17 protein-coding genes and 2 pseudogenes are annotated in these 22,018 nt (G+C 61.1%); 9 read left to right on the top strand and 10 right to left on the bottom strand.

What is annotated here, in order from left to right; all coding sequences use genetic code 11:
* Positions 1 to 359: 359 nt before the first annotated feature.
* The 3 genes and pseudogenes from K254_RS0120775 to K254_RS0120785 form a co-directional block, all read right to left on the bottom strand.
* Positions 360 to 1,547, bottom strand: coding sequence for a competence protein CoiA (locus K254_RS0120775; protein ID WP_026556944.1), 1,188 nt, complete (start codon positions 1,545 to 1,547; stop codon positions 360 to 362).
* A 149-nt stretch (positions 1,548 to 1,696) separates the two neighbouring features.
* Complete coding sequence (locus K254_RS24595) at positions 1,697 to 2,863, bottom strand: carboxylate-amine ligase (protein ID WP_081710300.1); 1,167 nt, start codon at positions 2,861 to 2,863, stop codon at positions 1,697 to 1,699.
* A 134-nt stretch (positions 2,864 to 2,997) separates the two neighbouring features.
* Positions 2,998 to 3,429, bottom strand: a pseudogene (locus tag K254_RS0120785) (NDP-hexose 4-ketoreductase); the annotation flags it as partial.
* A gap of 469 nt (positions 3,430 to 3,898) precedes the next feature.
* Between K254_RS0120785 and K254_RS0120790 the strand changes: the two are divergent.
* From K254_RS0120790 to K254_RS0120805, 4 genes are all read left to right on the top strand, one after another.
* Positions 3,899 to 4,468: a TetR/AcrR family transcriptional regulator gene (locus K254_RS0120790; protein WP_026556946.1), complete on the top strand. Its 570-nt coding sequence runs from the start codon at positions 3,899 to 3,901 to the stop codon at positions 4,466 to 4,468.
* Positions 4,469 to 4,490: 22 nt separating this feature from the next.
* A complete protein-coding gene (locus tag K254_RS0120795; RefSeq protein ID WP_026556947.1) occupies positions 4,491 to 5,687 on the top strand; it encodes an SGNH/GDSL hydrolase family protein in 1,197 nt (398 codons plus the stop codon).
* 188 nt (positions 5,688 to 5,875) lie between these two features.
* Entirely contained in the window at positions 5,876 to 6,049 is a 174-nt protein-coding gene (locus K254_RS25855) for a hypothetical protein (protein ID WP_155848644.1), read from the top strand.
* Positions 6,046 to 7,125 carry an NADH:flavin oxidoreductase gene (locus tag K254_RS0120805; protein WP_026556948.1) on the top strand — a complete coding sequence of 360 codons (1,080 nt, stop codon included), beginning with the start codon at positions 6,046 to 6,048 and terminating at the stop codon, positions 7,123 to 7,125. The genes K254_RS25855 and K254_RS0120805 overlap by 4 nt, the downstream gene beginning before the upstream one ends.
* A 659-nt stretch (positions 7,126 to 7,784) precedes the next feature.
* Here K254_RS0120805 and K254_RS0120810 read toward each other — a convergent pair.
* Positions 7,785 to 8,375 carry a hypothetical protein gene (locus tag K254_RS0120810; RefSeq protein WP_051389459.1) on the bottom strand — a complete coding sequence of 197 codons (591 nt, stop codon included), beginning with the start codon at positions 8,373 to 8,375 and terminating at the stop codon, positions 7,785 to 7,787.
* A 119-nt stretch (positions 8,376 to 8,494) separates the two neighbouring features.
* Between K254_RS0120810 and K254_RS25090 the strand changes: the two genes are divergently transcribed.
* The gene (locus K254_RS25090) at positions 8,495 to 9,508 is read left to right on the top strand and encodes a helix-turn-helix domain-containing protein (protein WP_081710301.1); all 1,014 of its coding nucleotides are present in this window, start codon (positions 8,495 to 8,497) and stop codon (positions 9,506 to 9,508) included.
* Between the two features lie 169 nt (positions 9,509 to 9,677).
* Here K254_RS25090 and K254_RS0120820 read toward each other — a convergent pair whose 3' ends face one another.
* The 4 genes from K254_RS0120820 to K254_RS0120835 all read right to left on the bottom strand — a co-directional run bounded on the left by K254_RS0120820 (position 9,678) and on the right by K254_RS0120835 (position 14,082).
* Positions 9,678 to 10,646, bottom strand: a complete 969-nt coding sequence (locus K254_RS0120820) for a hypothetical protein (RefSeq protein ID WP_026556950.1) — start codon at positions 10,644 to 10,646, stop codon at positions 9,678 to 9,680.
* A gap of 214 nt (positions 10,647 to 10,860) precedes the next feature.
* Entirely contained in the window at positions 10,861 to 12,096 is a 1,236-nt protein-coding gene (locus tag K254_RS0120825) for a hypothetical protein (protein ID WP_026556951.1), read from the bottom strand.
* Between the two features lie 181 nt (positions 12,097 to 12,277).
* Positions 12,278 to 13,444 carry a DUF4238 domain-containing protein gene (locus K254_RS25530; protein WP_196811029.1) on the bottom strand — a complete coding sequence of 389 codons (1,167 nt, stop codon included), beginning with the start codon at positions 13,442 to 13,444 and terminating at the stop codon, positions 12,278 to 12,280.
* 41 nt (positions 13,445 to 13,485) lie between these two features.
* Entirely contained in the window at positions 13,486 to 14,082 is a 597-nt protein-coding gene (locus tag K254_RS0120835; RefSeq protein WP_026556953.1) for a recombinase family protein, read from the bottom strand.
* A gap of 335 nt (positions 14,083 to 14,417) precedes the next feature.
* On the opposite strand from K254_RS0120835, the gene K254_RS0120840 reads away from it, so the two are divergent.
* The 3 genes from K254_RS0120840 (at position 14,418) to K254_RS0120855 (ending at position 18,573) form a co-directional block, all read left to right on the top strand.
* The gene (locus K254_RS0120840; RefSeq protein WP_231391932.1) at positions 14,418 to 16,370 is read left to right on the top strand and encodes a hypothetical protein; all 1,953 of its coding nucleotides are present in this window, start codon (positions 14,418 to 14,420) and stop codon (positions 16,368 to 16,370) included.
* Between the two features lie 35 nt (positions 16,371 to 16,405).
* A protein-coding gene (locus K254_RS0120850; protein WP_155848402.1) for an IS3 family transposase occupies positions 16,406 to 17,592 on the top strand; the annotation gives its coding sequence in 2 pieces (ribosomal slippage) (positions 16,406 to 16,661 and positions 16,661 to 17,592; 1,188 coding nt in all).
* A 111-nt stretch (positions 17,593 to 17,703) separates the two neighbouring features.
* The gene (locus K254_RS0120855) at positions 17,704 to 18,573 is read left to right on the top strand and encodes a LamG-like jellyroll fold domain-containing protein (protein WP_196811030.1); all 870 of its coding nucleotides are present in this window, start codon (positions 17,704 to 17,706) and stop codon (positions 18,571 to 18,573) included.
* Between the two features lie 592 nt (positions 18,574 to 19,165).
* On the opposite strand, the gene K254_RS24605 is transcribed toward K254_RS0120855, so the two are convergent.
* Together K254_RS24605 and K254_RS25535 are read right to left on the bottom strand one after the other, a co-directional pair.
* Positions 19,166 to 19,681, bottom strand: coding sequence for a barstar family protein (locus K254_RS24605; RefSeq protein WP_051389461.1), 516 nt, complete (start codon positions 19,679 to 19,681; stop codon positions 19,166 to 19,168).
* Positions 19,678 to 21,228 carry an RHS repeat-associated core domain-containing protein gene (locus K254_RS25535; RefSeq protein ID WP_081710303.1) on the bottom strand — a complete coding sequence of 517 codons (1,551 nt, stop codon included), beginning with the start codon at positions 21,226 to 21,228 and terminating at the stop codon, positions 19,678 to 19,680. Before K254_RS25535 ends, K254_RS24605 begins: the two co-directional genes overlap by 4 nt.
* Positions 21,229 to 21,453: 225 nt before the next feature.
* Here K254_RS25535 and K254_RS25540 point away from each other — a divergent pair.
* Positions 21,454 to 22,018: pseudogene (locus K254_RS25540) on the top strand (transposase); the annotation flags it as partial.

Below are 22,018 nucleotides of genomic sequence, written 5' to 3' on the forward strand. Positions count from 1 at the left end.
CGTGCGTGGCCGACTAGCTTCGTTATGGCCTTCTTCGATGTGTCTCGTAACCAACGGTGGACACGCCAAATCAACCGCAAGGTTTCAAGACATAGTTACGAGAATCGCAGGGCACGGACGAGTGCTCACGATTGTCATTTCTCGAAGTCGACTGCACAAAATGTGCGAAGTCGTCTGCACAGCTCACTTAGGCTTCACATGGCAGCGGTGAACGGCTCCCGAGTGCGTGTTCTATTTCCTTGGATGTGGGACACCCGGCTCGCAACGTTCTGTAGCCAGAGTTTCAGTTGGTCAACTTAGTTTTGGGACGTCCCGAAAACGTGTGCGATCACATCTTGTGCACTGCCGCCTCGGGCCTCTCAGATTTTCTGGAGCAGGGGCGCACTAATGACCGACCAGTGCTCTGCGTTGATCTGCGCAACGTAGACCTGTCCGATAAGGGCGCGGCACCTTGGACACACGAAGGCACTGTATGACTCTCCCTTGCCTTGACTGCTGCGGGTTTCGATCCGGGCCTTCGTCACCGCAGCACCAGACCGAACGATCCACGTGTCGACGGCCTGGTGGACGTCCGGGTGGTTTTGATATCGCCTCGGACCGACTTTGCGCTTCACAGTCACTTGCGGCGCGGACGAGTACTGCTCGCCAGGTCGGCCGCTCCATGCTTCCCACACCATCATCTGATCCCGGCATTTCCAGCAGCAGGTCAAGGTCGCCCAGACGAAGGGTCCAGCCTCGGTGTGGACGGTGTGCGGCACGAAGGTCCTCTCCGGGGCCATGCTGTGGCGGTTCATATCCTCAACGGCATCCTTGGCTTTGGCGATGCGTTCGGCGTCGGCGAGTTGAGCCGCGATCCGCCGGCCCTGTTCCTCATCCCGGTCGGCTTGCTGTTTCTGCGGTGTGCTGGGCTTCCACCGCGGACCGTTGCTCAGCAGGTCTGTGACGAAGCCGCCTAGGGTGTTCTGCTCCAGGACGAGATTGTGCTTGATTTCCAGGTCGAGGATGTCTGCCGGGTTTTCGGGGACTTCCGAGGTCTTGCCGAACCCGGTGATCACTACCGGCAGGTGGACGGGGCTGTATTCGAGGGCGCGGGGCACCAGCCAGACGGGGAAGACGTTGCTGTCGAAGTACCGCTGGGTCCGGCGAAAATAGTCGGCCGGTGTCTGTGAAGATAGTTGCACCTCGAAGGCGACGCGGTGACGCCTGTCGTCGGATTCCGCCAGGACGTCGATGATCCACTCGCGGGAAGGGTGCGGGTATTCGATGACGGCCCGCCAGCCGGGCACCGCCCCGATCCCCCGGGCCAGGGCCTCCTTCATGGCCAGGTGCTGCGGCGATTCCCCGCCGTGGTCAACGCCGCAGTCGGTCAGCCGGTAGTGGGCGAAAAACCTGGTGGCCTGTCCCCGGGTTTTCGCGACGGCCCAGATATTGCACACGGGCATGACGAGCCGCTTCCGGTCTTCCGATGCCTGGAGATCGGCCCACGATGCAGGTGTGTGCGTTGTGGCGTCGACTCGTTCCCCGTCCAGCATCGCAATCAGCGGCATCTGCACCCCCCATTGACAGTGTTGGGGGCGCCCCAACGCACCCCGGGTTGACAGATTCAATCACAGAACCAGCCAGCTTTGACGATAAAGGAGTGTGGGGAGGGATTTTGACAGTCAGTTTGGGTGTGACTGTTAACTTCGGTTGGCGGCTAAATTGCACCTTGGGCTGGCGGTTTTTGCGTTCGACGTGAGGAATTGTTCCCCCAAGGCAGGTATTCGGCGAGTTCTTGATGGGTAAGGCTGATGGCGTGGGTGACGATGTCGGCCAGTCGGCCGTTGCGTTCGTAGGCTTGGCGCTGCCGGCTGGCCCCTGTTCCGTTGCTGAGGATCCTTTGTAGTGACTCCTCGACATAGGCTGCATCTCCGGCCTCGTCCAGGGCGTCCCGGACATGGTCATAGAGTGCGGAGATGACATGTCTTGCGGTGTCCGGCTTGTGGGTTGTCGGGTGGAGCAGTTCCCCGTGCATGCCCCACCGGCTGGCCCGCCAGGCCCCCTGGCGCAGAATGGTGGCGGGAACCATGTCCGGCGCCTGTCCGGCCGCCCATTCCCGTGCGGCGGTCTCCACCAGCGCCCGCACCAGGGCGGCGATCAGGACGGTGTCGCGGGCATCGAGGCACACATCGGCCACCCTGATCTCCACGGTGGGGTGGCGGGTGGAGAGGCGGGCGTCAAAATCCGGGTTGATGACCACCCCCGTGTTTGAGAGGTCCGCCACCAGTGTGTGGTAGGCCCGTGCCGAGCCGAAGACTTCCGTCGGCCCGGCGGTCGACCACCGGTTCCAGGCCTGCGTGCGGAAACTGTCGTAGCCACTGTCCGTGCCGTTCCAGAACGGGGAATTCGAGCTCAACGCGATGAGCGGCGCCAGCCAGGACCTGATGCGGTCCAGGACCGCGACGCCTTCCTCATCCGAGCCGACGGAGACATGGACGTGGGTTCCGCAGGTCAGCTGCTCGCGGGCCGTCAGGGCATACTTTTCTAGCAGCGCGTCATAGCGTTCGTTCCGGGTTGGGTGGGCTGCGACTGCCAGCGGGGAGGTGGCCAGGGCGGCGATCCTCGCCCCGACTTTCCGGGCGAGCGAGTCCGCAAAGGCGCGGCCCGCCAGTATCTCGGCGGCGAGCCCGGCCAGGCTGCTGTGCGGGTGCGTGATGACTTCGAGCTGTTCCTGATGCAGCTCCACGGCCAACACCGGATGGGCGGAAGGGTGCACCGCCTGGCCATCTGGCGGGAGGCGCATCAGTCCTGCGGCCAGGGGCAGAGGACTGCCGCTGACGGGATCCACGATCAGGAATTCTTCTTCCACACCAAAAGTACGCACCTGACAAGTGTGGCCGACGAAAGCGGCAGCGGACGCCACGCCCCGCGTCCCTCATTGTTTCGCGACGCACTGTGGGCACCTCTGGGCCCGCCACCGGGCCAAAACCGGGGGCCGGCCACCCGGCCCGCCGCGTCTTAGGCGCCTGCGGGCAGGGCCTCGGGGATGTGCGGCTTGGAGGTGCCGGCGAAGGTGAACTTCGCGTCGTCGCACTCACCGTCGACATCCACGGCCACGATGTCGCCGGCCTTGATCTCGCCGAAGAGGATCTTCTCCGAGAGCTGGTCCTCGATCTCGCGCTGGATGGTCCGGCGCAGCGGCCGGGCACCCATGGCGGGGTCGTAGCCGCGCGTGGCCCGCAGCACCTTGGCCGCCGGGGTCAGCACGATGCCCATGTCCTTGTCCTTCAGACGGCCCTCGAGGCGTGCGACAAACATGTCCACGATCTCGATGATCTCGTCCTGGGTCAGCTGCGGGAACACCACGACGTCGTCAACACGGTTGAGGAACTCGGGGCGGAAGTGCTGCTTGAGCTCCTCCGTGACCCGGGCGCGCATCCGGTTGCAGCCGACGAGCATGGCCTTTTCCCCTGTCATTTATACGTTCATTTACGTGACATCCAGAACCCGGGTTGAGGCACATCCGGAGACTGTCACTTAACCTGTGACTGTTAGGTCGGACTGGCGGTTTTTTCACAGTTCGGTTTGGCGGTTTTGGCTGATTCCGATCAACAGTGGTTCGCGGGCCACTGCGATGATGCGTGTGGCGGCCGGAGCGGTCGCCGCCAGCTGCCCCTCCCAGGCCCAGGAAGGGCGGGACTTCGCCCGCCGAGGAAATTCACTCACCGCAAATGTGTTCGTCCACAACATTCCCAGGTCCCGTTCTTCGCGGTCTCGGGGCCCGCCAATGCCCCGGGCGAACCGGTTTCATCATGTTGATGGGTCCGGTGTGGAGGGACGACACTGCGATGCCTGCCTAATAATCATAGTCAATTGCCTGCTATCATTAGGTTTGGACGTGGGAACGAAGGAGCCGATCGTGGCACGAGCAGGCCTGACAGCTGACCGCCTGGCACAGGCAGGGGCCGAACTTGCCGACGAAATCGGCTTTGAGCAGGTGACGGTCGCCGAGCTGGCGCGTCGATTCAATGTGAAGCCGGCGAGTCTGTATTCGCATGTACAGGGCTCCGCGGACCTCAAGGCCCGCGTTGCCCTGGTCGTCCTCGCCGAGCTCGCGGATCGCGCATCGGAGGCGGTGGCCGGCCGGTCCCGCGAGGCCGCCCTCGCGGCTCTGGGGAACTCCTATCGGGATTATGCCCACGAGCATCCGGGGCGTTTCGCCGCGATGCAACTGCGGCTCGATTCCACGACGGCCGCCCGGAGCGCCGGCCCGCGGCACACCCGCCTGATGCTGGCAATCCTCCGTGACTACGAGCTAAGCGATGCGGACCAGACCCACGCTGTCCGCCTACTCGGCAGCACCTTCCAGGGCTACGTGAGCTTGGAGCTGAGCGGGAGTTTCAGCCACAGCGAACCCCCATCCAACGAGAGCTGGGACCACATCATCCACGGGCTCCACGTCCTGTTGCAGAACTGGCAAGTGCGCTAGCCAGGCGCATCGAAGAGCGAGAATGACAATCGAGAATTGGACCACCACAGCCCCCATTCCGGCGAGCTTCTTCAGAGGCGCCCTTGAACTGGAACAGACCGGCCATGGGGTCCTGCCCCACCGCCTCCCGGCGAGGGCACGTGTCCAAGCCAATGACCCGCAGTTGTTGATGGCGGAGTCTCAGCCATCTGGCGTGCGGCTCGCCTTCCGCACGAGTGCCAGCGCTCTGGAGCTCGACACGGTGCGCTCGAGAACGACGTACTCCGGTGTCCCGCCACGGCCGGACGGGGTGATCGAACTTGTCGTGAATGGCCAAGTCCTCGGCAGCTCCGTTACCGATGGAGGGAACACTGTAACGATCGACATGGCCACAGGAGCCGCCACCCAGGTGGTCGGCCCCGCCTGCACGAGCCGATTCGCGGACCTCCCCGAGGGAACCAAGGACATCGAGCTCTGGTTGCCACACAACGAGACAACGGAACTCATTTCACTTCGCACCAATGCGCCGGTGGAACCCACGCCACCGTCCGGGCGGCCGAGGTGGTTGCATCACGGCAGTTCGATCAGCCATGGGTCCAATGCCACACGTCCGGGGGCGATCTGGCCGGCGGTCGCCGGGCGTTTGGGTGGCGCCGATTTGACCAACCTGGGTTTCGGCGGAAGTGCGCTCCTCGACCAGTTCACTGCACGCGCCATACGCGACACACCCGCCGACCTGATAAGCCTGAAAATCGGCATCAACCTCGTCAACCTCGACCTGATGCGTTTGCGCGCGTTCGGGCCGGCCGTCCACGGCTTCCTCGACACCATCCGCGATGGACACCCAAAGACACCACTCTTGGTCGTATCACCCATCCACTGCCCGATCCATGAGGAGACCCCTGGTCCAGGTGCATTCGATCTCGAGGCCCTCGCGGCCGGTGAACTCCGGTTCCGGGCAACCGGAGACCCCTCCGAGCGTGCCGCCGGAAAGCTCACCCTTGGCGTGATTCGGGATGAGTTGAATCGGATCGTTCGCCAGCGGTCTTTGGACGACCCGAACTTGTACTACCTGGACGGCCGCGAACTCTACGGAGAGCAGGACTGGATCGAACTCCCGCTCCCTGACGCATTGCATCCGGACGCGGCAACGCACCACCTGATGGGGGAACGTTTCGCAGGGCTGGCATTTGCTGCGGGCGCTCCGCTGTCGACGACCGCGGATCGAACCCACGTGTGATCCGATCGCGCAGATCCGAAATGCCCGACGGGACCGCCAGGCAACACCGGCCATCCAGGGTTGGCAGGGGCAAACCCATTGAAGGAGAGTTCGACTTCGGCGCGGGTCCCCGGGCGTCCGGATGGTGCGGTTGCACCATCCGGTCTGATGCTAGGCGCCGATCGTTCCCGGAGGGTGGATGCTGTTCGATGGACCGTATCGGTATCATCATCCTCTACGAGGAGACCAGTTCCGTTCCCACGCTCACGCTCACGGGCGAGATCACCTCGGACCTGGCCGTCTTCCGAGACCTCCCGGACGACCTCGAACTGGAAGTCACTCCCGCCGACCAGGTAAATCCGTATCCCACAGGAGCCGCATGACGAATCTGTCCGACCCGCTGGATCTGCGCCATGGGCACCCTCTGCCCAATCGCCTGGTCCTCGCGCCGATGACCAATCAGCAGAGCAATCCGAACGGGACCCTGTCAGATGACGAGCTCGCCTGGCTGGTCGCCCGCGCCGAAGGAGGTTTCGGCCTTTTGCAGACCGCGGCCGCCTATGTGCACCCGGCCGGACAGGTCTGGCCCGGCCAGCTCGGCATCTCCTCCGACGAGCACCTGCCCGGGCTGGAGCGCCTTGCCGCCGCCGTCTCCGCCGCTGGTGCACGGTCCTCGGTGCAGCTACATCATGGAGGCGTGCGTGCGGAGAGGACGCTGTCCCGCCAGGAGGTCGTGGGTCCGTGGGATGATGCGCAGACCGGAGTGCGAGGCATGACAACCGGTGAGGTGCAGCGAGCGGTCGAGGACTTCGCCGCGGCCGCCGCACGCGCCGAGAAAGCCGGCATCGACGGCATCGAAGTGCACGGAGGCCACGGCTACCTGGTCGGCCAGTTCCTCGACGCCTCGAACAACCTCCGACAGGACGGGTACGGAAGTGACCCCGCCGGACGAGGCCGCTTCGTGAAAGAGGTCCTGCATGCGATCCGGGAACGCACCGGCCCGGACTTTCACGTCGGGCTCCGACTGTCCGTCGAACGCTACGGCTTGGTCTTGGCGGACATGGTCCAGCTCGTCGGCGAGCTCCTCGCCAGCGGGGACATCGACATCCTCGACCTGTCGTTGTGGGACGTCGCGAAGCTTCCCGCCAACGCCCCCGAAGGGGGCCGAACACTCGTCGAGCACTTCCTCGACCTGCCACGCCACGGAACAGTCCTCGGTGTCGCTGGGCACATAGCAAGCGCCGCCGCAGTGCAGCGGGTACTCGACCAGGGGGCTGACCTCGCCTACATCGGCAAGGCCGCTATCGCCGACCACGCCTTCTCCCGTCGGGCAATTGCCGGCCCCGGTTATCGCGCGCCGTCCTTCCCCGTGACACGGGACCACCTCCGCTCGGAGAAACTGGCGGAGTCGTTCGTGACGTACTTCGCGACCAACTGGCCTCAGCTGGTGGAAGGCTGACGCCACTCGGCTCCTCCGTTGCACGGTGGGAATCGGCGGCGGCAATCTTGCGGTGATCGCACGAATGCTCGTCCATGAGACCGACGCTATCGCCAGCTATCGATGGATCGCCATGCACCGCATGGCGATCCGCAAGCGGAACTGCAAAACCGCCATTTCAAGCTGCGACTTAACCGCCATTCCGGGTTAACAGTCACATCTGTCAGTCTGGAGTCTAAATGGACGTCAGGCTGATGTCCCCCTCGCGACCGACTAGAGCCCGATGTGGGATTTCCTGACACATTGCCGTGAGGATCTATGAAGCCACGCGGACACTCGTCCTCCTTTGTTAAGGGGGCCTGCGGCTATTGTCCGGCGACGGCGGACGCCAGCGCATTCAACCGTAGACCGGAGGTGTCTCGCCGTTCGGTGAGCATGTACCGTCGGACTGTTCCGAGAGGACCCGGAGCAGCGGGTTTATGGGGAACCTCAGCATTCCCGAGATCTCATCCTTGTCGGTGTTCACTCTTGAAGGTGATCACCCGGTCATCACTTGCCTCAAGGAATTGCTGTTGAGCTTCTCTGCCACTATCCTTGGTAGTGAGCTTCCATCCTGCGGGGTGGAAGAAGTGAAGCCAGGACCCCCGCGCGTTTTTCACGGGACCTGGCTTTCGCGCTTCTCAGAGCCTGACGTGGGCAATCAAGATATCTTGCTTGATTGCTGAAAGGTAGCGGTCATCACCGGTTGCAGCGTCGCCGTAAGCGCCAAGCACCTGGTCGGCGACCCATAGCATGGGATCTTTTGAGCCGAGTAACCAATCTACGCGCAGATTCACTGGCAGCGCGTTCTTTCCGCGAAGCTTTGGAATCAGCTTCCGGTCACGGGCGTTCAGCGACTCAGTTCGGGCTTCGAGGACGACGTGGGATCCTCCTAGGTCCTGGACTTCCCAACAAAGACGTTCGATGCATTTCGCTCGGGCGCGTTCCTGCCGTTTTGGATCCAGAGGAGTGGCTACAACCACGATGTGATCAAGTTTCAGAGAAGCTATGGTGTCGACAGACTGCAGCTTGGCTTTGGGATTCAGGTCCCGCCAATGCAGTTTAGGGCCGAACGTGTGAATGGAGCGCATGGCGGCACGGGCCTCTGCTGCTACTTCCTGATTAGCCAGAGCTGCACCCAGTAGGTACATCGGCTCCGCCACGTTGCTGAACCGCATGCTCTCGTCGGCCCACGCGCCGATGGCTGTGGGAACGGCTGCTTCGTCCTTCATGCCCTCTACTTCATGCGCAATGCGGTGTTGGGTTCAATCCTTGCCGCGAGACGATTATTTTCTTCTAAAGATTACCACTTGTGTGTAAAACAAGCCAAAGTTAGATATATTGTGTTTCTATGACACAAAAAATGGAAGGAATGGGGCGCCGGATTGCAGCCTTCCGGAAACGTGAAGGCCTTTCGGCTAACGAACTTGCCCAAGACACCGGCATGTCACGTTCGGTCATTGCCAATATTGAGAACGGTCGCCGCGACGACATTACCGTCAGCGAACTCATGGCCATCTCCAGGGCTCTGCGCGTCCCTCCCGTGGCTATCGTTTTCGATACCACACGTCCGATGGCGCCGGTCCCGGCCCCTAACACTGAAGACGAGGTCATTCGGCCGCGGGCGATAGACATCATTGACTGGTTCGCTGGTTTGGATGGTCCCAGCCAGTGGAGCCCGGATCGAATGGTCATGGAAGAGGAATTGGCAGCGCACGGACCTGCAGTCATGCCCATGACGGGCATCATTTTGGAAGCCACCTATGGGGACAGTGGATGGGACGTAATCAGACTCTTGGCAGTGGGACGTCAACTACGAACCGCGACCGAACATCACGCGGAGTTGGTCAAGGAATTTGCCCTAGATGTAAGGACCGGGGCGTTTGGATGGGAACCAAGCCTCAAGGAACATCGCGGTTTCATGGACGGAGTCATGGAACTTTCAGACAGCGATTCGGGAGCCTCACTCGATGATTTTCTATCGAGAGTCGCGGATGTTTCGTCCGAGAAGTTGAAGGAAGCAGAGCGTGCGGTTCGACGACTTCGTGCTTCCGCTCAGGACATGAGACGCCTGGGAGGAATTCTTCAATCACTCGGGGGAGACCCCAGCAATTTCCCTAGTCCGTCTTCGGACGAAATCGCGCTCCCAGCGTTTGGTCTTGAGCAGGTCCTCACTCTCTGGTATCGCACAAAGTTTGAGTTCATGAGAGATCTGGTGGAGGGTGATTTTGACCCCTCCAAGTACAGAAGCTCCGACCAGATCCATCGGGCGATTACCGCCGGCAAGCTGAAGTTGAAACAGGGGAGAGGGGAAGCTTTCGGAGAGCATGCGGAAAGCGACGGAGAGAGTCAATCTCGTAGCTGACCCTCGGACTACGTCCCTTGGGAGCGGCAAGTAGCCTCAACAGCGATGTGGTGGACGCTTAGCTACCCGCGTCACCCTTCTTTGGCCGTCAAGTAACGAGCCTCGGATCGGAACATCTCCGCAATAAGGTAACGCGAGATCGTTGGATGGGTTCTCGGGTCCGACGCGCCTATTTCTTCTCTGCCGCTGTAATCGTACGTGGGGCGAGGCCGTACAACGAACGAGCGAAGGTGATGACCGATGGCCCTTCGTACCAGCCCTTGTTACTCAGATGCTCTTCCCAATCCAACTCGTTCAATCGCGTCACCTTGATGACGTAGTCGTTGTGGGGCCCTCCAACGACGTTGTCCTTTGTGAAGTACCAGCCATGGTGACGCTCGATAATCTGGCAGTGCGTTTTTCTGTGGCCGGCGAGTTCTTGGGAACGGAGTCTGGTTACGTCCACAAGCATGTTGGATAGTTCTTCAACCGATTGAGTCGGATCATTAAGCAGCGTGCCCAGATCATGGCCTGCCGCCCTGACCGCTTCCACAAGCTCTTGGTAGAAATCGTCCGCGGGGGTGTCCTCGGACCAAGGGTGGCTTGAAATGACTTCCCCGTTGTCTTGCTCGAGCCGGACCTCGATCTTCGTATAAGACGGGTCGAGAACAAAGCGATAGTGCAGATCGGTCTCCCATACCGGGGAACGCACGCCTTCGGGAACGATCAGATCGAGTTCGGCTGCGTGCCGAATTGCCTCAATCAGTGACTCTCGCGAAGGATCCGCCACCATATTTCGGTAGACATCAAGTTCGGCATCGAGTTCGGACTGCTGGCGGTTGAGGAGCGTCACGCGAACATCCTCAAGGGATCGTTCCGTTTTCTCTGCGGTCTCCTTCGCCAACGCGGCCGTTTCCTGCGCGCCGGTAGCCACGTCGCTAATCCGCTTTACGTCATACCGAATTCGACTGAGAAGGAATTCCCCAGGTACCAGAAGGATCACGACTACGGAAATGTTGGCCAGCATCGTGCTCAACCACGGGGCGTCGGTCTGGAGGAGCCACGACCAGACGGCTGCTGCAATCCCGGCAAGGGCAATTGAAAATACTAGCCAAATCCGGCGTGGGGTCCAGCTGTCAGAGATATCACTTGAGGCCATGTCTGATTCTATGATGAATAGACACCGGTGATGAACTCGCAGGATCCTACGGCCTATGCGCTATCGGCATTACTCTAGGTAAGCCCTACTTTGAAGGGTGTCATCGTGGGCGGCCCTTGGTATCCGAAGGATTTCTAACGGTGCTGGAGTCCACCAGCACGGCATCTCGGCGGGTAGGTCGAATATTGAAATCGTTCTTTTGCATAGCAAAGCACTAAGCAGACGCTTCCTTTTCGCCCGCGGTCCTAACGCCGTCCTCTCGTATTTTCTGGACTAAGGATTCCAACGTGGTGTGGACACTTGCGCCGTTTGGCAACATCTGCTTCAGTTGCGTCCCTGTATGTTTTTCAGCGGCCAAATAGTCCGTGTAGCCAGCTGCACAGGAAAGAAATATCAGGTCGGTGAGGTCATTTGGCCGCCACTTATGTGATGCGTTGACCTGGCGCATCACCATTAGCCTGGTGAAGTATCCGAGGGCGGGCATTCGCCCGAAGAGCTGTGGAATCTCCTTGTCCGTGATTTGGCAAATGCCTTTCGGTCCCATGCCCAGCTCCGTGAGCGCTGCCTCGACAAGGCTCCGGTTTTCCGCCCATGCTCGAGCGTATGCGGCCTGCTCCTTTTCATGCTTCGTGTTGGGGCTGGCTGCTAGCTGAGCAGCGAATTTCTCGTTCGAGGTTACCCATGAGTGGGGATCGGATCGTTCCGATTTTTCCGGGTGGACCAGCAATTCAAGAATCACGCCCGGGGTCGACATTGCAAGACTGAAGAGTTGAATGTCATCCGGAGCCATAGCGTATGCCTGCACATCATCGTCAAGAAGAGCATGTGGCTCTAGAGTCACCACCGCCAATGTGGCAGTGGTAGGCGTGGGCAATGAATGACGTTCAGCCAGAACGCGAACAAACTCAGCCCTCCACACGGCAAGGGGGTGACGAAGCTGCCAACCTTTGGATAGGGAAGCGATGGAAGCTCCAACTTTGTACCGTTGGGCACCATAGAGGTTGGCGGTTTCTCGAACGTTTGCCGAGGACAGGGGCAGAACGATGCCGCCGTCCTGTGCCAGGACAATCAAGTCCATGGCCGCCGCGCGTTCTGTTGCCTTTTTGATGCTAGACGGATCAAACATCGCCTGAGCCAGCGTGCTCCAGTGATTTTGGTCGAGGTACACGGATGGGCGGCCGTGCAAGGGATCTACCGTCAGTGGACTATATGCCTCAGCGACGATGAGGTGGCCCTGCTTTGTCTGGCTCGTAACCCACCAATTCTCCCAGTCGACAATGCTGAGATCGATCTCGGATCTAAGGATCGGGTCATCGAGCGCAATCTCTTCTGTGAGCTCTCGGCCGTCCTGGCAAAGGATCCTGATCTGACGCCTGGATCGATCAATAACCCAGTACTTGAACACGTCACTGGAGAGGACGGAAGTGCCGAGATGAGATTGCGAAACCATGGAGTAATCGTAAGTGTCGTGATGCCGCTGGGTAGCTTCAGCGGCTCTTTACTCAGGAGTACCGACACCGACCGGCCGAGTAGGGGACCTTTCAACTACTACTTTTGGCTTCATTTTGTCGACACGGGCGCTCTGGGGTACGGAAGTCTACTGACTTCAGCGTCAGAGGGCTGACGACATTTCAGAAGGGGCTGTTGCGATACCAGCGTTCAACTGGCCAGGGAGGAGGAGTCGGAGAATCTTTCCACCTGGAGGGAATGTGAAAACTGATGAAGGACCGGGATTCGTCTCCTTCGATTGGATGCTCAATGACTTCCAGTGCTGCGGAGGCGCGCGGGACCGACAGTGCCTCCGCCATTCGTCGGCTTGGAATCTCGAAGGCCAGCTTGTGACTGTTGGCGAGCACTTCGTGATTGATTTCGACTATTTCAATGGTGGACAGCTCCGCGAGCCAATGGGGCTGGGGTGGATGTTTGAACATTGCCAACAGTGCATCTGGAGCGAGGGGGAAAATCACCACCCATGCTTCAGCGGTGCCCGTCTTCAGCGCCCGCGAGGTTTTGAGTCCTCCGATGGACACAACTGGTTCATCGCAGGTTATGAGTAGGCGCGGTGTCCTGTAGATCACCCAGTGCCGTTTAGAGAGCTCTTCGGCTACCGGCATGGCAGCAAGGAATGATTTGGATACGGCTTCAGGTGTTTGCTGCTCGATCTGTACCGACCCAATACGAACGCTAGCGATGTACTCCTTCACCTCGACAAGGCGTTCCTTGGTAGCAGGCAGACCTCCTTTGCCGATCAATGCGCCAAGCTTCTCGTCGCTCATTTCACCGTACTGCAGGAGGAAAGACTCATTAGCAATCGCCTGACTCCGTTCCCGTGGGCCTGCTCCCCGTACATGTTGAAATCCCAGAAAGGTCGCCAGATTGTCCTTGGTTGTTGGATCCGCGTCTGACAAACCGTGGCGTAGCAACTCGTCGATAGCTTTTTTGCCGGAGGCCTCGACCTCCGAGAGCTGGGTTTCGGCATAGAGAGGAGGGAAGACTGCGGGATCGAGGTCTTCTGAGGCCATGCTGTAGAAGTCGGTGACCCGCGCAGCCCTTTCGGCAGCTGTCGTCCACGACCGCTGTTCATCAACATTTGTGACGCGGAGCTGCTTGTTTTCTGTCCATCTCCGCAGATACGAAGCGGGAACAACATGATGTTTCCTTGGCGCAGACTTTTCATTATTTCGTGCCTTGGCGACGAGAGCTTGTATCTCTGGAATATCCAAATCGTCGTCTGCGGTGGCCCACGAGGTTTCTCGCGTCTTGGCGTACTCCTTCGCGGCAACTATCAGTCGTTCCATATCAGGGGAGGCGGTTAGAGGCTTGGCACGGCGACGGGGACTCATTTTCCCGCGTCTCCACTCTCGACGGTTGTTCGTTGGACGATGCGGTACACAGTGCTTCGTGCGACCTTGAACAGTTCGGCGATCTCAGTGGTGGTGTGTTCCCCTCCCTTATAGAGGGAGACGAGGTGGGCTTCCTGGGTCTTGCTGAGCTTGGGTTGCTTGCCGCGGAGCCGACCTTTGGCTTTGGCAACCTGCATGCCTTCGCGGGTCCGGGCACGGATGAGGTCGGATTCGAATTCCGCGACCATGGCCAGGACGTTGAAAAGCAGCCGGCCCACGGGGTCGGTGGGGTCATGGATGGATCCGCCGATGCTGAGCTTCACTTCGCGTTTGGTGAGGTCTTCGATGATGTCCCGTGCGTCTGGAAGCGATCGGGCGAGCCGGTCCAGTTTCGTGACCACGAGAGTATCGCCGGCACGGACGGCGGCGAGGGCTTGGCCCAGTCCTGGCCGATCCCTGTTTCTTCCGGTCAGCCCGTGGTCGACATAGATCCTACCCTCGGGCACACCGAGGGCAACGAGGCCGTTCCGTTGCGCCGTCAGGTCCTGCTCGTTGGTCGATACCCGGGCGTACCCGATGATGTGCGAAGCCATGGGTCCAACTGTAGCGATTGAGACACCTAAGCGGGACAGTTTTGCGGGCGGGGTATACGCGAATCGAGGAACCCAGCATCCATAAGGGATTTTTCGGGGTGGGGGAGTGGCCTGAAGACGTCGCGGTGGGGGACCGTCTTATGGGATATTCCGTAACGGTCCTCCTGGTGCTTCCTTTCGTCATTCGTCACATACGCCGACCGGGCGTGCAACGTTTGTTCGAATGCTTCAGAAGCGGTTAGTCTCCATCGTGCGGGGCGGTGGCTTGGGGGGACCGGTCTGCGACTCCTTGTTGCCCCCATTTCGTTGTGTTCTCACGGATCGGGGCCCAGCCTGTGGCCGGCAGTACAGTATTTTGGCGTTCAACCCTCACCCTGGCCGTCGCCCTCGGCTTCCTGGCCGGCCCCCTCCCGGCCGTGTCGGCGCAGGAGGCCCCTGCCCCCGCCGTGCAGGCACCTACCCAGGATGGGCCGTTGACCGAGCCCGTCGCCGCGGCGAAGGCCGCCGCAACCGGCCATGACGTCACCGTGGAGGAAGCGACCACCCCGACCGAGGAAACCGTCGCCCACCCCGACGGGACCTTCACCCGCACCATCAACACCGAACCCGTCCGGATGGAAACAGCCACCGGCTGGCAGGACATCAACACCGACCTCGTCCACACCACTCAGGACGGGGCTGCGGTCATCAAACCCGCCATGGCCCCGGTCAACGTGACCCTGGGCGCCGGCGGCAGCGCGGCGATGGCAACCCTGGATGACAAGGCCGGCCACACCCTCCACCAGTCCTGGCCCTTCGGGAACCTCCCCACCCCCGTCCTGGCAGACAACACCGCCACCTACCCCTCCGTGCTTCCCGGGGTCGACCTGATCCAGATCGCCCACAAGAACGGCGTCTCCCAGGTCCTGCGCATCGCCACCCCCGAAGCGGCCAAGGACCCGCGCGTGGTTCAGATGCGGATCTTCCTGGACTCCGGAAACACGACCGTGCACGACACCGGCGCCGGCGGACTGGAAGCCCGGGGCACGGACTCCGGGGAACCGGAGCTGCGCACCGCCGAGGGCCAGTGGTGGGACTCCTCCCAGACCGGGGCCTCCGCCCTGGACTCCGGCGGGCCCGGGCTGACCCGCCCCTTCAGCCTCAGCCTGGGCACGGAAAACGGCCAGCAGACCCAGGTCTTCGGCATGGACGAGATCCTCAACACCGAGGGGCTGGTCTACCCGCTCTATGTCGACCCGGACTGGTCCACGGTGCGCGTCTCCTACCTCTACGTCGACACCGCCTACCCGAACACCCCGTACTGGAACGGCCAATACACCGACACCACCGGGCATGTCGGCTACCTGCCCTCGTACTGGTCCACGGACGGGATGAACCACACGACCCGCACCTTCTACCAATTCGACACCTGGGTGCCCTACGGCAAGAACATCCTCGACGCACGCATGAATGTGTGGGAATCCTGGGCCTCCTCCTGCACCCCGACACCCGTGGATGCCTGGGTCACCGGCGGCATCAATTCCGGAACCACCTGGAACAACCAGCCCGGGCTGGTCGCGAAGGCCGACTCCCGCACGGTGGCCATGGGGTACCCGGGCTGCGCGGCCGGGACCGTTGGCTTCGACCTGAACTCCGTAAAAAGCATCATGTCCACCGTGGGCCAGTGGACGGTCTCGTTGCGGGCCGCGAATGAGGGTGATCCGTTGGGGTGGAAGCGGTTCGGCAACGACGCCTCCTTGATCGTCACCTACAACACCCCACCAACAACGCCTGGGGTGTGGACGGTCAGTAACGCCTTGTGGACCGGAGTGCCCTGGGCCTCCGAGTTTGTTACGCGCGTCAATCGACCCACATTCGAGGTCTCGGCCACTGATCCTGATGGCATCGCAGGCGGCAACCTTCGCCTGTACCTGACCATTCGCAAAGCTGCCTCCCCACACGATTGGGTGGACTTCACGGCTGTGCCACGGCCCGTTCCGGGGTGGAGCGGACGAGCGACCTGGACACCTGACGAGAAACTTGACGACGGGAACTACTATCTGGAAGGCCAGAGCGTTGATAACCAGAACGCCGCTTCCGGGTTGATGCGCTTCGACTTCACGGTGGATACGAAGGCACCGGAACCGCCAACCATCACCCCCATCGGGTCAGCGATCAACCCCGCAACCCACACAGACCCTGCCGGGACGGTCGGTGTGGATGGGTACGACTTCGCCCTGGCCAACACCGGCAAGTACGATGCCAAGGGCTGGGCTGCTGTGGAGATTTCGGACAGCGGGACCCCATGAAATGATGGGGACCACCGGAATGAGGAATGACCAGAATGTCATCAACACGACCCAGGTTCAGCCAGGAATTCAAGGATGAACTGTGCCGCGAAGTCATCGATTCGTCCAAGCCCATCAAGGCCGTCGCCACCGCATACGGTGTCGGCGCCGAGACGCTGCGCAGCTGGCTGAAGAAGTACCAGCAGGCGCACGGGGACACCGGGACGGAGCCGGAGCTGACCGTGTCCGAACGTGCCCGGCTCAAGGAGTTGGAACGTGAGAACCAGGAACTGAAGGCGGAGGCCGCGTTCCTAAAAAAAGCGGCCGCATACTTCGCACGGGAGCCACGGTAGTGGCGAAGTATGAATTCATCGACTCCTACGCTGCCGCCCCGAAGGCGCCGGCGGTGCTGATGATGTGCCGGTGGCTGGAGGTCTCCCGCTCCGGGTTCTACCACTGGCGCTCCCGCGCGGTCTCGGCCACCGCGGCCCGCAGGGCGGCGCTGGCGGTCCGGGTGCAGCATTTCTTCAAGGAATCGGACGGGACCTACGGGTACCGCCGGATCCACGCGGACCTGGCCGGCGGGGGCGTCGAATGCTCCCCGGAACTGGTGCGCCAGATCATGCGCCAGGAGGGGCTGGTGCCGTGCCAGCCACGGCCCTTCAGAACCACCACCGTCGCGGATGCCGACGCGGCCGCGGCGATGCCGGACCTGGTGAGGCGGGACTTCACCGCGGACCGCCCGGGCATCAAGTTCGTCGGCGACATCACGTACATCCACACGTGGCAGGGGTTCATCTACCTGGCCACGGTCATCGACTGCTATTCGAAGAAGGTCGCCGGCTGGGCGATCGAGGACCACATGCGCTCCGAACTCGTGGAACGGGCCCTGTCCAATGCCGCCGCGACGACCAGGATCGAGCCGGACGCGATTTGGCATTCGGACCGCGGAAGCGTGTACACCTCGGCGTCCTTCCGTGCGGTGGTCACCGGGCTGGGGATGCGGTCGTCCATGGGGAGGACCGGTGTCTGCTGGGACAACAGCCAGGCCGAGACCTTCTTCTCGGCCCTGAAAAACGAACGCGTGTACCGCACGACGTACGCCACGAAGGACCGGGCACGCAGGGACGTCATCCGCTACATCGAGGGGTTCTACAACAGCCGCAGACGCCATTCGGCCCTCGGTTACCGACGCCCGAATGAGGTCCACTATAGTTACCAGCAGCCGGCCACGGCAGCGTAGAAAAACCACTAATCCGCTGTCCGAAAACTCCTAAGCAGCCCAGGCTTCATCTACTCCGTGACCGGTGGCGGGTCAAGCACTTTTCCGGCCTCGCTCAGCTGTGAGACCCGGGTGCGGGAGTTCGTGGTCGTCTGTCCCGAGGGCGGGCGCAATGCGACGGTTCAGGTGGCCGCCGTGGACGCCACGACGACCCTGACGGCGTGGTCCTTCGACGCGGCCGGGAACATCAATGAACAGGTCCACAGCCTCCCGGTCTCCTACACGTTCACCGTCGGGAACACCGAACCCATGCCCGCCACCGTCCTGCCCGTCACCACCCACGGCGGCGCCCAGGTCGTTGAGGTGGAGACCATGGCCGGGGTTCCCCAAGGCACGACCTGCCAGGGCGGGCTCGCCGAGGACGCCGACGTGTTCGAACGCGGCAGCGTCCTGCAGTTCACTAACATCGGCGACTACGCGACCACCGCGACCGCGGCCATCGACACGTCCAAGAGCTTCAGCATTTCCGGCTGGTTCTGCCCCAGCACACCCACCGCGGCCGGGACGAAGACCCTCGCCGCCCAGCTCAACGGGGCCGGATCCCCCGGGGGTGCGTTGCGGATCACCGGGTCCGGATCCGCCGCCTTGACCGCATGGTCCGGGCCGAACCAGGCCGGACCCAGCACCGTCAACGCCTCGGACGTGATGACAGCCAACACCTGGCAGTTCATCTCCACCGTCTACGACAAGATCAACCGCCAGCTCCGCCTCACCGTCACCGCCGACGGGACCACGAAGCAATGGACCGTGGCGACCTCCGGACCCGCAAACCTGCCCACCGGTGGCACCGACCAGGTCGTGCTCGGGGCACTCAACGCCGCCGGCATGGACCAGTTCATCGGCCAGATCCACCAGCCCGTGATGACCAACCATGTCCTTACCGGGCAGCAGTTCACCTTCGCCCAGTACCAGTTCAACGGCCAAACAGGAGTCCTTCGATGAGCACCCGCCGCTTCCTAAACACCCTCCGCAAGGCCGGCCTCACCGATGGCGATGCCCCGACTATGGTTTCTTCGTTGAGCGTGACCGTGTTTCCTCGGGCAAGATACTGACCACCCGGCAAGGACAGCATGATTGGGATACAAGCACTGCTCAGTGACTTCGAGGCCAAGTTCACCGAGACGGCAAAAATATGGTCAGGTCAGGGCTGAAAAGGAAGCGTTGGACATAGGGCCTTCCTGTAGAGGGACCATGATCTAGGCAAGCCGATTCTCTCCCAAGGCTCTCACTTTGTTTTAGAACAAATCATCAAACTTTGGCCCACCGGGCAGCGGCGCCCATACACTCTCAAGTCGGAAGCATATTTGTTTCGTGTTGAAGCGCGGGTAGATACAAAAACCAGTTCTCCGCAGTTTAATGCTTCATATACTTTTGTCTCTGCCATCCAGTCGTCAGTTTCTTTTTGTACTTTGCGGATTAAAAGTATCCCAGTTCGAAAATCTCGCACTATTTGTGACGTTCAAATCACCTCGTGAATGGCAGGGCGGCCCGGCTGTAGGCTGGGCCGCCCTAAATGTTGCTCTTGAAGTAGGAACTACTCTAAAGGGTATTGGTATATCTCAGTTCCCGCCGCATTCCAACTATTGATGATTTGTTCTCGAAAAGCGGCGTCTGCCTGAAGGATAATGTGAAAGGGTATTGGTGGTCTGTCCCACCATTCGCCGTCGTTAATTGGATCAGAATACGACTTCAATGCGGTGGCAACCGTCCTCATAAAAGGTGCAAATTCGTCGGGGTCGTCAGCAAGAACCTCATCCGCATTCATAATCAGCAGGACAAACCCCGTCCCCTGCGGGAGCCACTCCATCTCGGACAGGCACTCGTTGAAGGCCGCCCAGTTTTCGCCGAAATAGTATGGAAACTGTAGCGCCGCGGACACTTCATCGAAGAGCGCGTCGAGGGTCCGCATTTTTCGACCTCTGGTCATTCGGACTGTCAGTCCAGATTCGATCCAGCTATATGCCGCGTCGGCAGCCTTCGTCTCACTGAGGTGCAAGAGAATGACGCCTGAGCCCGCTGGAATTTGCTTGAGGAGGGGGATGATGTTCATCGAAGCCTAACAAAGTTTAAGTAGTGGTCACTTGTATAGTATGCCGACTTATCGGTTCCTGTCACAAGCCTTTCGAGGCCACGGTTTACCCCTTTAACATAAGGCTTGATGTCCCATTCCTTATATGTGATTCCTTCGCCGTTTGGCTCTAACCTTGGCAGTGTTTGGCTGTTTTTCCGGCCGTCGTTGTGGAAGACTGTTCCCCCTTTGTAGTCTGGCAATGGGTGCTCAATTTTTGAAACTCTGTCGAGCACCTTCCAAGCGTCTTTAGGCCCAGGTCCAGCGGCAGTCCTCCTGGCACTGAGCTCCTGGATCGCACTTTCAGCCACCTCGTGGACAATCTTGTTCACGGTTCCCGAGACCGGAATTGACCCAAACTTTGGTCCAGGAATAAGTGAAGCCACGACTGCTCCGCCCACATTGGCGACGAAGTCCTCGGGGGTGGCGTCCTTATCCAAGGCAGTCGTGAGCATCTCGCCTGCACCAGCGATGAGGGCGCCACCTACTAAGCATGTGCCTGCGGTTGTTATCGCACATACCGTGAACGCGATTCCTTCGAGAACCGGCACGGTTATCTCAACGATCTTCTTTAGGGCCGCACCAGTTCGTGGATCGTACAATGCGTTGAGAAGAGGATCTGAATAGATCTTTGCGGGAGTTATCCCCCCGTTCATCCACGCGTTCCTGGCCAACTTGGTTACGGTGGGATCTTTCTTGGCGTTTGATGCGGCGGTGCTGTGATTTGCTTTGGGTCGAGGCCCAGCTGCTGTGCCATCAGACAGGCGCATGACGGGGGCAAGCCCCGAAGGGTCTGAACTGTTGATCGGGTCGTTGTTGGCATAGACATACGGGGAAAAGTTCTTCTGGTCCCCGGCATTGAGTATCGGGTCGGGTGCGGTGAACACCCCGGTGGAGGGGCTGTAGTCGCGGGCGCCAAGATGGGTCAGGGTGCTGACCGTGTCGGCCAGACCGCCAAGATAGCCATTGACCGCCGCGAATCCAGCGGGATTTGCTGCGTTGCTGCCGGAACCATTGTTGGCGGTCGTGGCATTGACATAGGAACCGACACCGGCAGCGGTCTGGGTGGGTCCACGGGCCAGCCCGCTGGGGTCCGTGTAGCGGGTGATGGTCGTGATCGGGTTGAGCCCCGCGGTGGGTTGGGTGATGGTTTGAGCGGTGTTGACAGTGTCGCCGATGATGAACATCAGCTTTGTTCCACCTGCCGTACCTGTAGTGACGCGTTGTGCGACGGCCTTGCCCGCAAATGAGTAGGCCGCGGTGGCGGTTTTGGTCCCGGTGGGTGTGGCATGGGCGGTCACATCATCGATGATGATGGTGGTGCCGGACCCATCAACGCTGCCGACAAGATCACCTGCGGCGTCGTAATACCGGGTCCCGGTCGTGCCGGCCACCCCCGTCCCCGGACCGGGCGCGGTGCCGAGGGCGGTGTTGGGGTTCGGGCTGGGCTGGATGGTACTGGTCCCCGTCGTGGTGCCCAATAGCCCATCGGGGGTATAGGTGAGGGTTTCGCCTCCCCTATTAATCATCCGGCCCGCCGCATCCCAGCCAAAGGCGGAGGTGGTGGGCGTACCGGTCGCGGGGGTGGACGTGATGCTCTGTACCTGGTGAGCACCGGGGGACCCGGCGCCCGGATAGGTGTAGGCCTCGGTGGCGCCCAGGGCGCCGGTAGGCCCAAAGTGGGCTGCTGTGGAGATTTCGGACAGCGGGACCCCATGAAATGATGGGGACCACCGGAATGAGGAATGACCAGAATGTCATCAACACGACCCAGGTTCAGCCAGGAATTCAAGGATGAACTGTGCCGCGAAGTCATCGATTCGTCCAAGCCCATCAAGGCCGTCGCCACCGCATACGGTGTCGGCGCCGAGACGCTGCGCAGCTGGCTGAAGAAGTACCAGCAGGCGCACGGGGACACCGGGACGGAGCCGGAGCTGACCGTGTCCGAACGTGCCCGGCTCAAGGAGTTGGAACGTGAGAACCAGGAACTGAAGGCGGAGGCCGCGTTCCTAAAAAAAGCGGCCGCATACTTCGCACGGGAGCCACGGTAGTGGCGAAGTATGAATTCATCGACTCCTACGCTGCCGCCCCGAAGGCGCCGGCGGTGCTGATGATGTGCCGGTGGCTGGAGGTCTCCCGCTCCGGGTTCTACCACTGGCGCTCCCGCGCGGTCTCGGCCACCGCGGCCCGCAGGGCGGCGCTGGCGGTCCGGGTGCAGCATTTCTTCAAGGAATCGGACGGGACCTACGGGTACCGCCGGATCCACGCGGACCTGGCCGGCGGGGGCGTCGAATGCTCCCCGGAACTGGTGCGCCAGAT

The organism is Arthrobacter sp. 35W (assembly GCF_000482545.1).
Lineage (GTDB): Bacteria > Actinomycetota > Actinomycetes > Actinomycetales > Micrococcaceae > Specibacter.